This is a genomic window from Paenibacillus sp. A14 (genome assembly GCF_036864815.1).
Lineage (GTDB): Bacteria > Bacillota > Bacilli > Paenibacillales > Paenibacillaceae > Fontibacillus > Fontibacillus sanfengchensis.
This window is the reverse complement of the sequence record NZ_JBAGJD010000003.1, coordinates 60,412-74,705: the sequence shown is the minus strand read 5'-3', so window position 1 is coordinate 74,705 and position 14,294 is coordinate 60,412. Positions and strand designations below refer to the sequence as shown.

Annotated in this window: 14 protein-coding genes; 10 read left to right on the top strand and 4 right to left on the bottom strand. The window is 53.3% G+C overall.

Annotated elements, in window-relative coordinates:
- Positions 1–291 precede the first annotated feature (291 nt).
- The 5 genes from V4U88_RS08305 (at position 292) to V4U88_RS08285 (ending at position 5,527) form a co-directional block, all read left to right on the top strand.
- Complete coding sequence (locus V4U88_RS08305) at positions 292–1,980, top strand: glycoside hydrolase family 13 protein (RefSeq protein WP_334072807.1); 1,689 nt, start codon at positions 292–294, stop codon at positions 1,978–1,980.
- A gap of 20 nt (positions 1,981–2,000) precedes the next feature.
- Complete coding sequence (locus tag V4U88_RS08300; RefSeq protein ID WP_334072806.1) at positions 2,001–2,510, top strand: metallophosphoesterase family protein; 510 nt, start codon at positions 2,001–2,003, stop codon at positions 2,508–2,510.
- A gap of 190 nt (positions 2,511–2,700) precedes the next feature.
- Positions 2,701–3,777, top strand: a complete 1,077-nt coding sequence (locus V4U88_RS08295; protein WP_334072805.1) for an ABC transporter substrate-binding protein — start codon at positions 2,701–2,703, stop codon at positions 3,775–3,777.
- Positions 3,778–3,815: 38 nt separating this feature from the next.
- Positions 3,816–4,730 (top strand): ABC transporter permease, encoded by a 915-nt coding sequence (locus V4U88_RS08290; RefSeq protein ID WP_334072804.1) that lies wholly within the window; start codon positions 3,816–3,818, stop codon positions 4,728–4,730.
- Positions 4,730–5,527, top strand: a complete 798-nt coding sequence (locus V4U88_RS08285) for an ABC transporter ATP-binding protein (protein WP_334072803.1) — start codon at positions 4,730–4,732, stop codon at positions 5,525–5,527. Before V4U88_RS08290 ends, V4U88_RS08285 begins: the two co-directional genes overlap by 1 nt.
- Positions 5,528–5,608: 81 nt before the next feature.
- Here the strand turns inward: V4U88_RS08285 and V4U88_RS08280 are convergent, their stop codons facing one another.
- A complete protein-coding gene (locus V4U88_RS08280; RefSeq protein WP_334072802.1) occupies positions 5,609–5,965 on the bottom strand; it encodes a DUF2512 family protein in 357 nt (118 codons plus the stop codon).
- A gap of 157 nt (positions 5,966–6,122) precedes the next feature.
- On the opposite strand from V4U88_RS08280, the gene V4U88_RS08275 reads away from it, so the two are divergent.
- From V4U88_RS08275 to V4U88_RS08255, 5 genes are all read left to right on the top strand, one after another.
- Positions 6,123–7,022, top strand: coding sequence for an NAD(P)/FAD-dependent oxidoreductase (locus V4U88_RS08275; protein WP_334072801.1), 900 nt, complete (start codon positions 6,123–6,125; stop codon positions 7,020–7,022).
- A gap of 27 nt (positions 7,023–7,049) precedes the next feature.
- Positions 7,050–7,343 carry an antibiotic biosynthesis monooxygenase family protein gene (locus V4U88_RS08270; RefSeq protein WP_334072800.1) on the top strand — a complete coding sequence of 98 codons (294 nt, stop codon included), beginning with the start codon at positions 7,050–7,052 and terminating at the stop codon, positions 7,341–7,343.
- Complete coding sequence (locus tag V4U88_RS08265) at positions 7,324–7,881, top strand: GNAT family N-acetyltransferase (RefSeq protein ID WP_334072799.1); 558 nt, start codon at positions 7,324–7,326, stop codon at positions 7,879–7,881. The genes V4U88_RS08270 and V4U88_RS08265 overlap by 20 nt, the downstream gene beginning before the upstream one ends.
- Complete coding sequence (locus V4U88_RS08260; RefSeq protein ID WP_334072798.1) at positions 7,865–8,476, top strand: TVP38/TMEM64 family protein; 612 nt, start codon at positions 7,865–7,867, stop codon at positions 8,474–8,476. Before V4U88_RS08265 ends, V4U88_RS08260 begins: the two co-directional genes overlap by 17 nt.
- A gap of 139 nt (positions 8,477–8,615) precedes the next feature.
- Positions 8,616–9,842, top strand: coding sequence for an MFS transporter (locus V4U88_RS08255; RefSeq protein WP_334072797.1), 1,227 nt, complete (start codon positions 8,616–8,618; stop codon positions 9,840–9,842).
- 67 nt (positions 9,843–9,909) lie between these two features.
- On the opposite strand, the gene V4U88_RS08250 is transcribed toward V4U88_RS08255, so the two are convergent.
- From V4U88_RS08250 to V4U88_RS08240, 3 genes are all read right to left on the bottom strand, one after another.
- Positions 9,910–10,605 (bottom strand): metal-dependent hydrolase, encoded by a 696-nt coding sequence (locus tag V4U88_RS08250; RefSeq protein ID WP_416367201.1) that lies wholly within the window; start codon positions 10,603–10,605, stop codon positions 9,910–9,912.
- A gap of 91 nt (positions 10,606–10,696) precedes the next feature.
- Complete coding sequence (locus V4U88_RS08245; protein WP_334072795.1) at positions 10,697–12,829, bottom strand: Ig-like domain-containing protein; 2,133 nt, start codon at positions 12,827–12,829, stop codon at positions 10,697–10,699.
- A 384-nt stretch (positions 12,830–13,213) separates the two neighbouring features.
- Entirely contained in the window at positions 13,214–14,119 is a 906-nt protein-coding gene (locus V4U88_RS08240; RefSeq protein WP_334072794.1) for a hypothetical protein, read from the bottom strand.
- Positions 14,120–14,294: the final 175 nt, after the last annotated feature.

The window sequence follows — 14,294 nt, the reverse complement described above, 5'->3', positions numbered from 1 at the left end:
ACAGCGAAATTCCAGCATATGAAATTAACTTGATTTGCATCTTTTCCCGCATTCCTTCGGGGATCGGCTTAAATACCTGCAGATTTGCATCTTTTTGGAGTTGGGAGTGTTGGCCAGGAGATGCAGGGGTCCAAACCGCCTGAGGCGACACCTTTGTAATTCGGTTATTCATCCATTATAAACCCGTTTTTTTGCTCCGGGAAGCGGTCGGTTTCCAAAGAAATGCAGGATATCGGGCTGTTTCGGGTATGTTATACATATGGAATCCGAGACGAAGGAGGCGTTGCGGCAATGAACCCGAAATGGTGGAAAGAGAGCGTGGCATACCAGATTTATCCGATCAGCTTCATGGACTCCAATGGGGACGGGATCGGGGATCTTCGCGGCATTATCTCCAAGCTGGATTATTTGAAAGACCTTGGCGTCGATGTCATCTGGGTATGCCCGATCTATAAATCCCCCAATCATGACAACGGTTACGACATTAGCGATTATTGCGACATCATGAAGGAATTCGGCACGATGGAGGATTTTGACCTGATGCTGAAAGAAATCCATATCCGCGACATGAAGCTGATGATGGACCTGGTGCTGAATCACACGTCCCACGAACATCCCTGGTTTCAGGAGTCCCGGAAATCCAAGGATAATCCGAAGCGGGATTTCTACATATGGCGCAAAGGAAAGCACGGAGCTCCACCGAACAACTGGGAATCTTATTTCAGCGGTTCGGTTTGGGAGTATGATGAAGCTACGGATGAATACTATTTGCACCTGTACTCCAAGTATCAGCCGGATTTAAACTGGGAAAATTCCGAAGTCGTCGATAAGCTTCACGATATGGTCGAGTGGTGGCTGAAAAAGGGCGTGGACGGCTTCCGTTTCGATGCCATCGCGCACATTGTGAAGCAGCAGGGGCTTCCCGATGCCGAAAATCCGCATCAGACCACGACGGTGCGGGCGTACGAGATGTTCTCCAATCTGGATGATGTGCATACCCTGCTGCAAAATTTGTATGACAAAGTGCTCTATTTTTACGATATTATGACGGTGGGCGAAACTTCCGGATTAGGTCCCGAACAGGCGCTGGATTATGTGGGCGACGGACGCCGCGAGCTGAATATGACCTTCCAGTTTGAGCACATGTTCCTCGACGCCGCTTCCGCGGGCAGCGGGAAATGGGACGCCGTTCCCTGGAGTCTGATCGAGCTGAAAAAAGTAATGAGCAGTTGGCAAACGGTGCTCCATAACCGGGGATGGAACGCCAACTATCTCTGCAACCATGACCAGCCGCGTTCGGTCTCCCGATTTGGCAACGATATGACATGCCGCGTACCTTCGGCAAAAATGCTTGCCACCTTTATTCATACGCTGGAAGGTACGCCGTATATATATCAGGGAGAAGAAATCGGTATGACCAATGTGGCTTTCGATTCCATCGATGAATACCGGGATGTCGAAACTCTGAATTACTATGAAGAGAAGCGGCAGAGCGGAGTGCCCGAAGAAGAAATCATGCGAGCGATTCACAGGAAAAGCCGGGATAACGCCCGGACGCCGATGCAATGGGACGCCACGGAGCATGCGGGTTTCACGACGGGGACGCCATGGATCAAGGTGAACTCCAACCACATGGAAATCAATGTGGTTCAAGCCATGAAAGAGCCGGATTCAATCTATCATTATTACAAAAAACTGATCCAACTGCGCAAGAAGCACAAGGTGATCGTTTACGGGCAGTATAATCTGCTTTTACCGCTGCATGAAGAGATTTACGCCTATACGCGCACGCTCGAAAATGAGGTGATGCTGGTCATTTTGAATTTCTTCGGCAAAGAGCCGATCTTCGAAATGCCCGAAGGACTCGATCCCCGGGGGGTGGAACTGTTGATCGCCAATTACGAGCCGAGAAAGGGAGAGGACTTGGCCCGATTGAAACTGCGCCCGTTCGAGGCGCGGGTTTATTTGCAAAAGCTATGAAGAGTTTATAGGGGGTGCGTATGAAAATCGGAGTTGTTTCTGACACGCATATGCCGAAAAAAGGAAAGATGCTGCCGCCTGCGCTTATTGCGGCATTTCGGCACGTCGATCTTATCATTCATCTGGGCGATTGGACCTCGCTCATGGTGTATGATCAGTTGGCGGCTCTGGCCCCGGTCGAAGGAATCGCGGGCAACAACGACCCCATAGAAATCGTCGCGCGCTTCGGCTACCGGAAGATTCTAACTTTGGGCCCCGGCCGGGTGAGGGTCGGCTTGACCCACGGGCATTTGCCGGAAGGGCGGGGGACGGCCCGGGAAAAAGCGGTGCGGGCGTTTCCGAACGAACGCCTGGACGCGGTCTTGTTCGGGCATTCCCACAAGCCGCTGCTGGAGCGGGCGAACGGGATGCTGCTGTTTAATCCGGGATCTCCGACGGACAAACGGAGGCAGAAATACTATTCGGCCGGAATTCTACATTTGACGGATTCGGGATTAACGGCCAAGCATCTCTATTTTGAAGCGAAGTAACAGGGCCCTGGCGGGGCTCTTTTTTCTTATGATATGAATAAGCAAACCCGTTGACGGATAATTGACCACCATTTAATATAGGAATAATACTTGCTTTAATACTTTCATCTATAAAAGCGGTGATAGGGTCATGCTTCTACAGTCTAAACGATTGAAGCGACAAATTTCCACAAAGGAGAGGGGATCTAGAATGAAATTCAGGAAGAAGCTCAGCATGTTTCTGGCGGTATCGGCTTTGTTGGTAGGTGTGGTAGGGTGCGGCAACAATGGTGGAAACACGGCGAATACCCCGGGAGGTTCGGGCGGAGAATCGGCTCCGGCGAACACCGGGACCGCGGCGGAGACGGAAGGCAAAACGTACAAAATAGCGATTTCGCAATATGTGGAACACCCGTCCCTGGACGCTACGCGCGAGGGTTTCATGGCGGCGCTTAAGGATGCCGGGCTGGTTGAGAACGAAAACCTGAAGGTGGATTACAACAACGCCCAGGCCGACTCGACCAACAATATGTCCATCGCGCAAAAAATCGCCGGAGAAAAGTATGATCTGGTGCTGGCCATCGCCACGCCGCCGGCCATTGCGGTAGCCAGTCAGGTTAAAGAATCGCCGATCCTTTTTGCGGCGGTCACCGATCCGCTCGATGCCAAGCTTGTCGATAATTTGGAGAAGCCGGGCGGCAACATTTCCGGCGCTTCCGATACAAACCCGGAGGCGATTTCCAAACTCATGGATTTTATCGCCGCGAACTTCAAAGATGTCAAAAATGTCGGCGTCATTATGAATCAAGGGGAGCCGAACGCCGTCGTCATGACCGGTTTGGCCGAGAAGGCGCTGGAGAAGCACGGGATCAAGCTCGTCAAAGCTTCCGTTACCAACACGTCCGAGGTCAAACAAGCGGCCGAATCGCTCGTGGGGCGCGTGGACGCTATCTATATAACCCTCGATAACACCGTTGTTGAAGCGGTCAATACGGTCATTCAGGTCGCCAACGAGCACGATCTTCCTTTCTTCTCCAGCGATCGCGATACGGTTGAGAACGGAGCGTTTGCCACCGTCGGATTCAAGTATTACGATCACGGCTACCAGGTCGGCCAAATGGCGGTGGAAGCCTTGAAGAACGGCAAGAAAGTCGGTGATATGAAAGTAACGGTGCCGGATAAGCTGGACGTGATTATGAACCTGAAAGCGGCCTCCGAACAAGGCATTGAAGTGACCGACGCCATGAAAGACCAGGTACAGGACAAGGAGAATAACATCATCGAATAGGTGTGGATGTTTGGCTGAACTTTTAGGAGGTAATCAACATGATGAACTCATTACTTGGAGCCGTCGAATCCGGCTTGATTTATGCGCTGATGGCACTTGGCGTATATATTACCTTCCGGATTCTGGACTTTCCGGATTTGACGGTGGACGGCAGTTTTACGACCGGCGGCGCGATCGCCGCGGTCATGATCTCGGGGGGCAGCTCCCCCTGGATCGCTTCTATCGGCGCTATGTTAGGAGGACTTGCGGCCGGAGCGCTGACGGGTCTTTTGCACACAAAAGGCAAGATTAACGGTCTGTTGTCCGGGATCCTCATGATGATTGCCCTCCATTCCATCAATATGCGGATCATGGACAGTCCGAATGTCAGCCTGCTTGGGGAGAGCACGGTTTTTGAATCGATGAAGCCGCTCATTCTGATGCCGGTGATCGTCATCCTCGTCAAAGTGCTGCTCGACCTGTTTCTCCGCACGGAGCTGGGGCTTGCACTTCGGGCCACCGGCGATAATCAGCGGATGATCCGCAGCTTCGGCACGCATACGGATAACACGATCATTCTGGGTCTTAGTCTTTCCAACGGACTGGTCGCTTTGTCCGGCGCATTGATTGCCCAGCAATCCGGCTTTGCCGACATCTCTTCCGGGATCGGCATGATCGTTATCGGGCTGGCTTCCGTCATTATCGGCGAAGCGATATTCGGTGCCAGAACGGTATTCTTCGCTACGCTTGCTGTGGTGCTGGGCTCGATCGTGTACCGCGTCGTCGTGGCTTTGGCCTTACGGATCGAATGGATGGAGCAGACCGACTTGAAGCTGATTACAGCCGTTATCGTCGTGTTCGCTCTCGTACTGCCGACCATCCGCCGCTCCTGGAAACAAAAAGGCCTGGCCCGCAAGCGAACGTTGGAAATCGTGTCCGGCGCGGAGCAAAAACAAGCTGGAGGTGGTCTCTGATGCTGCGGCTTTCGAATGTTTCCAAGCTGTTTCATCCCGGTTCACCGGATGAGAAGATCGCCCTGGTCAACGTGAACCTGCATTTGCGGCCGGGTGATTTTGTGACCGTCATCGGCAGCAACGGGGCCGGCAAGTCGACGCTCATGAACATGATCTCCGGCGTTCTGAGGCCGGATGCCGGACAGATCGCGATCGACGGTCAGGACATCGGCCATCTGCCGGAATACAAGCGGAGCCGCTGGATCGGCCGTGTGTTCCAGGATCCGATGGCCGGGACGGCCCCGCACATGACGATCGAGGAGAATCTCGCGATGGCTTATTCCCGGGGCAGATCCCGCGGCCTGCGGATCGGCGTCTCGGCCAAGCGCCGCGGCATGTTCCGCGATGAGCTCAGCCGCCTGGGGATCGGCCTCGAAGGTCGCCTCAAGGCGAAGGTCGGCACGTTATCGGGCGGGGAACGCCAGGCGCTAAGCCTGCTGATGGCGACGTTCACGAAGCCGGAAATTTTACTCCTTGACGAGCATACGGCCGCGCTCGATCCGGCCCGGGCCGAGCTGGTCACGCGATTGACCCAGTCGATCGTCAGCGAGATGCAGTTGACGACGCTGATGGTAACCCACAACATGGAGCAGGCCATCCGGCTCGGCAACCGCCTCATTATGATGGACCGCGGTCGCATCATCCTCGATATCGATGAGAAGACGAAGCGCGATTTGACGATGGAGCGCTTGATCGGGGAGTTTGAACGGATCAGCGGTCACAAGCTGTCCGACGATCGCGTCGTTCTCGGCACCTGAGAACACAAACAAGCCTATTATATGCGAGGGGGAATCCCTCCGCATACGATAGGCTTGTTTTTATCGTTTAAGCCGGAATCCTTAACGGACACGCACATTTTCATCACGCCGGATCCCGTCTTTGAGCAGCCAGATATGGAAAGCATATTCAAACAATCCCAAGACCAGAGCAATCGAGAAAATTTCGCCCATGGAGAGCGTCCAGTCCGCGTTGGCCGAAATCGCCCAAATAAAAGCGAACGCGAGGACAAAGTCACACAGGGTAGCGACGATATTGTTGGTGCGCGGCAGCACGAACAAATCGCCCAACAAATAAGCCAATGCAGACAGCGCAAGGGCCGTAAGGAGCGAACCGATAAAAGAGGCATTGCTGAGAACCATCAACATGGCGACGACGATGACTCCGTTTCCGAGCAGCTTTACCAAAATTTTATCCATAATTTCACCTCCTTTAATTCAGCCGAAGTCTATTTAAACATAGGCTTCCCTGCTACATTACCTCGTATACGGGATGCATGAAACAGGGCGGAGAAAAACAATATTAGTAAAGTCAAATAGACTTTGCGGCAATATGATCTTATGAGGAGCGGATAATATGGAACACGATTGCATCATCGTTGGAGGCGGCATTGCCGGATTGCAGGCGGCGATTCAACTGGGGCGCTACGACACTCATCGGATACTTGTACTTGACGCTGAAAGGGGGAGATCCGTGCTCTGCCGGAATTACCGGAATATTCTCGGGTTCCCGGAAGGGATTTCAGGTGCGGATCTTCGGAAAAGAGGCCGGCGGCAGGCCGAATCGCTGGGAGTGCTTTTCCAAAGAGCCGAGGTGATCAAGGCGGAGCGTATGGAGGAGACGTTCAAACTGACCGATGAGGCGGGAAACACTTACAGCGCGCGAACGCTGCTGCTCGCCACCGGGATCACCGATTGTATCCCCGAGATTGCCGGTATAACCGATGTGCTGGGCTCCACGGTGTATATTTGCCCGGACTGCGACGGCCATGAGATTCAGGACCGGGATACGGTTCTAATGGGCGCCGGAGATGCCGGAGCCGACATGGCCTTGATTTTGGCGGAACGTGCCCGGTCGTTAGTATATATTAACCACGAAGCCATTCCGGTTACGGCGGACCGCATGGCAAGGCTAAGAGCGGCCGGGGTACAATATGAGACCGGGAGAATTTCGGAAGTCGTGGCGAAGGAGGGGGACAGGATCCATACGGTTGTGCTTGAGGATGGCCGCTGCTTCGCGGCCGAGCGGGGTTTTATAGCATTTGGAGGCAACCGGGTTCACTCGGAATTGGCGGGGCAACTCGGCGTTGAGCTTAGCGGGAACCGGCATGCGGTGACCGATCCGCGAAGCAAGAAAACAAACATTAAAGGCGTTTATGCTGCCGGGGATCTGGGCATTCACGCGGAGCAGGTCACCGTCGCCATGGGGGAGGGCTCGCTTGCCGCAATTTGGATTCATAAAGCGCTGCGTCCGTGATATAATCAGAAATCGGAGGGGATGACCATGATATTGGAAGTAGCCGTGCTGCATGTCAAGCCGGGTTTGATCAATGAATTTGAGAGCAATTTCCGCAAAGCTTCCAAAATCATTTCACAAATGCCCGGATACATAGAGCATGAGCTCCACAAATGTGTGGAAACGGCGGATAAGTATCTGCTGCTCGTAAAATGGCACTCTATTACCGATCACGAAGTAGGCTTTCGAAAATCGCCGCAATATGAAGAGTGGAAAGCGCTGTTGCATCATTTTTACGACCCTTTCCCGACGGTGGAACACTATGTACAGATACGAAATTAACGACTACATTATTGAAGACGCGACGCTGGACGATTTAAAAGAGATCGTAAGAATTTATAACGAAACGATCGCAAGCCGGATGGTGACCGCCGATTTGGAACCGGTTACGGTGGAGAAGCGATTGGGCTGGTTTGAGGAGCATTCTCCCGAAAGACGCCCGCTGTGGGTGATGAGATCGGACGGACGGACAATAGCCTGGCTCAGTTTTCAATCTTTCTACGGGAGGCCGGCTTATTCGGCAACGGCGGAAATCAGCATATATATTTCGAATGAATACCGTTCCCGCGGGATCGGCAGTATCCTGTTGGAGCGAGCGTTGGCGCATTGTCCCCGCATCGCCGTGAAAACGGTACTGGGCTTTGTGTTTGCGCATAACGGGCCGAGCCTGGCGCTCCTGCGGAAATTCGGCTTTGAAGACTGGGCGTTTTTGCCCCGGGTAGCCAATTTGGATGGGGTGGAACGAGATTTGGTCATTTTGGGGAGACGGGTCGAACCGGATAACGAAATGGAGAGCGAAGGCGTTGAACGAATTCATTGAACAATTCAACGGCTGGCTGTTGGATATCACGGGACTTACGGGCTACGGCATTCTGCTGATCACGCTTCCCTTGACCTTGGTTCAAGGAACCGTCGGTATTTTTCCGTTTGCCACTCTAGTGATGCTGCACATCTCCGTGCTGGGTGTCAAAGAGGGCTTACTGGTAAGTTGGGTTGCCGGATCTTTCGCCGGAATGGTCGTATACCTGCTGTGCAAATTTCTGCTTACCGACTGGTTTCAGCGGAGGTGGTTTTCCAAACTGAACAAATATGGGAAATGGCAAAAAAGCATAGACCGGTATGGCGTGTGGGCTATTATTTTTCTGCGTACCATCCCGATCATGCCCAACAACCTGATCTCGTTCATGTCCGCCATATCCAACATCAAGACACGTTCTTACACCTGGTCCAATATCGTCGGCAATCTGTCGAGCATCTGGTTGTTCGGTATTCTTAGCGCCTCCATCGTTTTTCCGGGTATGGATTTGCGCGTTCTGATTCTTTCTTACGTCGTTTTTTTGATCGTCCTGCTGATGCTGTTCTTTGTGCGGCAGCGGTTGCTGGTGAAGAAAGATCAAGTCCGTGGAATAGAATAGCCGGTGCGTTCCGTGAAGCGGGACGTGCCTTTTTATTTGACCGGGTGTATTTTTTTGTGAAGATAATAGCATTATTTGTTAAAATAAGTAGCAAGCTATACATACCTTTACAACATGTTGACAAGTGGGGGAGACAATTATGGATTCTGCAGAAAAGCCGGCTAAGCCGGCCCAGCGAAAACTGCTGTTCAGCGCCGGCCTCAGCTGGATGTTCGATGCGATGGATGTAGGTATCATTTCATTTATTGCGGCCGCTCTGGCGACCGAGTGGAGCTTGACGCCCCAGCAAACCGGTTTATTCACCAGTATGAACTCCGTAGGGATGGCCGTCGGAGCGGCGTTCGCCGGAATTATGGCCGATAAATACGGGAGAAGAGCGGTGCTGCTCTGGACGCTGCTGATTTTCTCCATAGCCAGCGGATTATCCGCAGCGGCCACCAGCTTCGCGGTACTGTTGCTGCTTCGCTTCATTGCCGGGTTTGGTCTTGGCGGGGAGCTGCCGGTAGCTTCCACGCTCGTCTCCGAATCCGTCCCGGCGAAAGACCGGGGGAGGGCGGTAGTGCTGCTGGAAAGCTATTGGGCCGCGGGATGGATCGCCGCCGCTTTAATCGCCTATTTCGTCATTCCGAGATATGGATGGCAGGCCGCCTTTATCATCGGTGCCGTTCCCGCACTCTATGCGCTTTATCTGCGCAAATCGATTCAAGACCCGCCGCGGTTTAAGGAACAAGCCCGTTCTGGGTCTGCGGCAAGTTTGTCCGTCCGGGAGCGCTTCATGTCGGTATGGGCCAGCCCACACCGGAAATCGACGATCATGCTGTGGATTCTCTGGTTTACTGTGGTCTTTTCCTATTACGGCATGTTTCTGTGGCTGCCCAATGTGATGCTGCTTAAAGGCTTCAGTCTGGTAAAAAGCTTCGAGTACGTGCTCATCATGACGCTGGCCCAATTGCCGGGTTACTTTACGGCGGCTTACTTTATCGAGAAATTTGGCCGCAAATTCGTCCTGGTCGTTTACTTGATCCTCACGGCGGCCAGCGCCGCATGGTTCGGCAATGCGACCAGCGAGGGGATGCTGATCGCCGCGGGCATCTGCCTGTCCTTCTTCAACCTGGGGGCATGGGGCGGCATGTATGCCTATACCCCGGAGCTGTACCCGACCCGCGTGCGATCCACGGGAGTGGGCTTGGCCGCCTCCTTTGGCCGGATTGGCGGGATTATCGGGCCTTACCTGGTCGGCATGCTCGTGGCCCGGCAGGTGGCGATCGGGGCGATCTTCTGGCTCTTCTTCGGCACGATTCTTATTGGGGCAGCGGCGGTGCTGTGGCTCGGGACCGAGACTAAAGGCCGGGAGTTGGCCGATTAAAAAAGAAATGCTAAAAAGTCTCCATCGCTCATATAAAAAGGAGCGTGGAGACTTTTTACATGTGATGTTATTTCAAGGAGCCTGTATCGAGGCTCTCGCCCGGCTTTAGAGCGTGACCCTCAATATTGAGCATGCCGAGGCGGCTCACAAACTGTTCTCCGTCTTGGGCGATCAAGCCGAACGTGTTGTAATGAACGGGGACGACGTGCTTGGGCTCCAGCCATTCGGCCGCAATGAGCGCTTCTTCCGGCCCCATGGTGAAGTAGTCGCCGATCGGGAGAAAAGCGAGATTGATCGAACGGCGCATCCTGATCAGCTTCATGTCGCTGAACAAAGCGGTGTCTCCCGCGTGATAAATGATAAAGCCGTTCAGGTCAAGCACGATGCCCGCCGCAACGCCAAGGTAAACGTTCGTCTCGTTTATCACTACGGAGGAACTATGCAGGGCGGGTGTGAATGTCAATCGGCCAAAGGGAAACTGAAACGATCCGCCAAGGTTCATGCCGACCGCGGTCACTCCCTTCGCCTCAAAAAAGTTTGCCAGCTCCACGATGCCCACGATCGTAGCTCCGGTGCGTTTGGCGATGGCCTCGGCATCCCCGAGATGGTCGAAGTGACCGTGAGTGAGCAGCACGTAATCCGCTTCGATCTCCTCAGCCTTGGTTTTGGCGGCAGGATTTCCGGTCAGGAAAGGATCGATAATCAACCGGTACTGCCCTGTGTCGATGTGCACGCAGGAATGGCCGAAATAGGTCAATTTCATCATGGATCGCTCCTTTGAGAAAAATGATTACACTCTTTTCCATTATAAACGGAGCGATCCAAACTCTCAAAATATAGGATTACACGATGGATCAGTTTTCCGGCCAAGATACCGTCGCGATCCGCGGACGGTCATAGGCGGAGGCCCAATAATATCCGCCGGCCACGATCCGCTGCGGCCAGAAACCGACCATGCCGGAGGCTGGCGGAAGCGCTTCGGATGTCGCCGTCGCTGCCCCATCGGCATCGGTCTTCAGATCCACATATTTACCGCCGTTATAAACAAACCGGCCATGCACCTCGGCAGGAATGCCCTCGCCGGTTTCCAGATCGATAACCTGGAGAGTGACTTTGGCCCGGGTTCCGTCAAACGTCAAATTCATATCGCCGACGATCATCGGGCGCAGATAGGTGGAGGCGGTGACGGATGCAACTTCGGCGGAAACCGGGCCGATATTGCCGCTGATGTCCACCGCCGCCACTTTATAGTAATACGTGGTGTCCGGAAGAAGTCCGGAATCCCGGTAAGACAGATTGCGGGACCTGCCCCCGACGTTGGATTCATCCGGTACGAATCCGGGCTCTGTGCCGCGATAGATAATATATTCTTCGATATCGGAATCGTCGGTGGCTCGCCCATAGCTCAAGTCGATGGAGCTGTAATCGACCGTCGTCGCAGCAGGTTCGCCGTTAAGAGAAGATGGCGGCGAGACGTCGCGGGGATCCATCATCCATTTGAAGCCGCCGGGCCCCCACTCGGAGGGAAGCCAGCGAATGGAATCGTAATGGTGCATGGCGATTCCGCCAAACGCCGGATGATCCGCAAATGCAGCGTAGACCTTATCCAGCTCCGCTTCCATATACGTTCTGCCTTCCTCGCGGAACGTTATCGTTTCGGGGTCCCCGCTGTTGGCGATATCTAGCGTTTCCACGCCGACTACGACCGAACCGGGTTTCCCGATGGAAGCCGCATAATCCAGTTCGCCTTGCGCTTGAATGATAATGCCTGCGCTGCCGTCCGCGGTGTCCCGGTAATCCATGATCGAGATGTAATCGCTCATATCCTGAACATGTTCGGAGAGCCATTTAGTCTCCCCGTTCCAGGTAATATCCTGGGCCACGTCGCTGCTGTCGAACCAGCGGGGAATAGCGGGCCCGAAGGGAAGATCGATCCCGGCCGTATCTCTGCGCTCGATCATTTTTTGCAGAATGTCCAGGTATTGAAGCTGCACTTCCGGTTTTTGCGCACGGAATTCGGGCAAAATGTAAGGCTCGATATCGACATTCACCCCGTCAAACCGTTCTTCGGGGGCGGAGGAAAGATTATAGTTGATCACCTTCTCCATCTCGCGGATGGCATAGCCATGAAACGGAGCGAGCGCGCCATAGTAGGGAGGTACGGTACCTCCGGCGATACAGGCATGAACCTGATAGCCGTTCTCATGGGCCCATTTCACAAATTCCCGGACCCGTTCCGGTTCATCCTCAAGAATATCCATCCCCTCATACGGGAAAACTCCGATGTAAAACGTGGTGATCGGATCGGACCCAAAGGTATCCGTGTCGTCCGCAAGCGCTTTCAAGGCGTTTTTCGAGCCGGGATTCAAAAAGAGATTATACGCGGCTTTTTCCCAAATCCACATCGCCCGGTCTTGAGGGTCGAGCGTAATAGGTTCTTGATTCTTTTGTCCCGTGTAAACATAAGCGGTCGTGCTACGGCCTTCGTTTTCGTATTCATCGATTGCCCTGGCTTCAATGCTGAAGGTTTCGTTCTTGAATTTCTTGGTATTCCATAGGTACTCGTACTGCCCTTTACGTTGTACGGCAGATTCCCAGGGACCGCCGTTGATTCGGACCTCGACACGATCGATGTCGTTCTTGGCGTCTACCCGGATTTTAACGGGGAGCTTCGTGGATCTTTTGATTTTTGATCCGTCTTCGGGACTGACGATCCGGACCTGAGGGACGCTGACCTGCGGATTATCCACGTAAACGGAGGTGGTGACGCTGGATACGCCGTAACGGGTTGAAGTCTGCGTACCTTTGGCAACCAGGGAGACCGTTCCGTCGAACCTGGAGGTGTCGAGATCGGCAAACCAGGTGCCGCTTTCCGGACCATACGTCGCTTCCATGACGGTCGGGATTTGCCGGATCCCGTTAACGAGCAGCTTGATATCATAGGCTTCGGAATATTGTCCGCTAATCCTGACTATGCCGGGGGACACCTCTTCTCCCTCCAAGGGGGAATCAAGAGTCAGCCTGGATTCGGCAAAAACGCTTGGAGCAGGCATTGCGATCAGAGGGACGAAACAGAGGAAAAGAAAAGACGACAACCACCTGAACCGAAAGACGCCGGATAAACGGTGATGTGGAACCTGTTCACGTCTTGGCATAGGAACCCTCTCTTTCCGGAGCGGCAGCATGGGTTGTTTCCGTAAGGGGGATATGAAAGATAGTGGATACGCTCCAACATCTAATTTTGTAATATTGTGCTGTACTTTTTTTGTTGATGCAATATCCTTAAATTGTCCTTTTTTTGTCAAGCATAGATAATAGTATAAACCCCGCTCCCGCCGGAAGGTCCGGCCCTAAGAACGGGGTGGGTTAGCTTATTGTGCCAGTTCTTGATTGGAAAGATCCATCCAACCCACAAGATCATGGACGGCGATTCCGGCGAATGAGGATTGCGAACTGCCCAATTGCTCCAGTTGGACGAGCTGGTCGTTCAAAACGTCGATCCCTTCTTCATAAAAAGTAATGAGATCCCCTTCTTGGGAAGGTTTCGTTTCCACGCCGGTGTAGATTGTCTTGTTCATGCTTTCGCCTTCGGCAAATTCCGTTTTGGCCGTATCGTAAACCGCCTTGGCATTGTCCCGGTAGGACATCAGGGTAACGGAGTCAAACTTTGAGATCATCCAGGAGCTCAAGGTTTGCTCACTGTTCGGTACTTTATAATTATCAAGCCAGAAGGGAAGCGCGGCCGAGAGCGGGAGGCCTAAGTCCGAAGCCTGTTTAACCAGCGCATCGACATTGGCCTGCCACTGGGTTACCAGAGTGGTGTAGTCCGTTTTCCAAATCGGCAGCAAGTAAGGTTCAATGTCGACATGGATGCCTGTCAGCTTTTCTTGCGGAGCGGCAGTTTGTTGATAATCACGAACCCATTTCATAAAGGCATCCAATTTCGGACGGCTTGTGGTCAGGGCCCAGTCGGGGGCGCCGTTCAAGGCGTGAATCTCGATGCCCATTTCCGTGGCCTGGCGGATAAAGCTGCGGTAGGAAGCCAGATCGACTTTCGTACTGACCTGCAAATATAAGATCCCGACGCCTTGGGACTTGGCGAAATCAAGCAATTCCGATGAGTTTGTTTGTATAAGTGCGGTATGCCATAACCAAGTGGTTCTCGATTTGGAGGCAGCGCCGGTTTCCGCACTGGCGGACGGGCCGCACAAAAGCGTAAAAAGCAGAACGAAGGCAAGCAACATAGCGGACTTACGGGGGGCAGTGTTAGTTTTCACGTAGGTGTACACTCCTTTGAGATTCGGGTTGTTGGTAATTGCTTGTAGGAGTAGCGGACGACACGGATCAGAACATATGGAACTCCAGGCCTTACCTCCCGCAAAATAAACTAATCCGCGCATTAGGTCGGAAATCCCGGTAATACAGGATGATTTGCGACTTAAGAAAGGGATA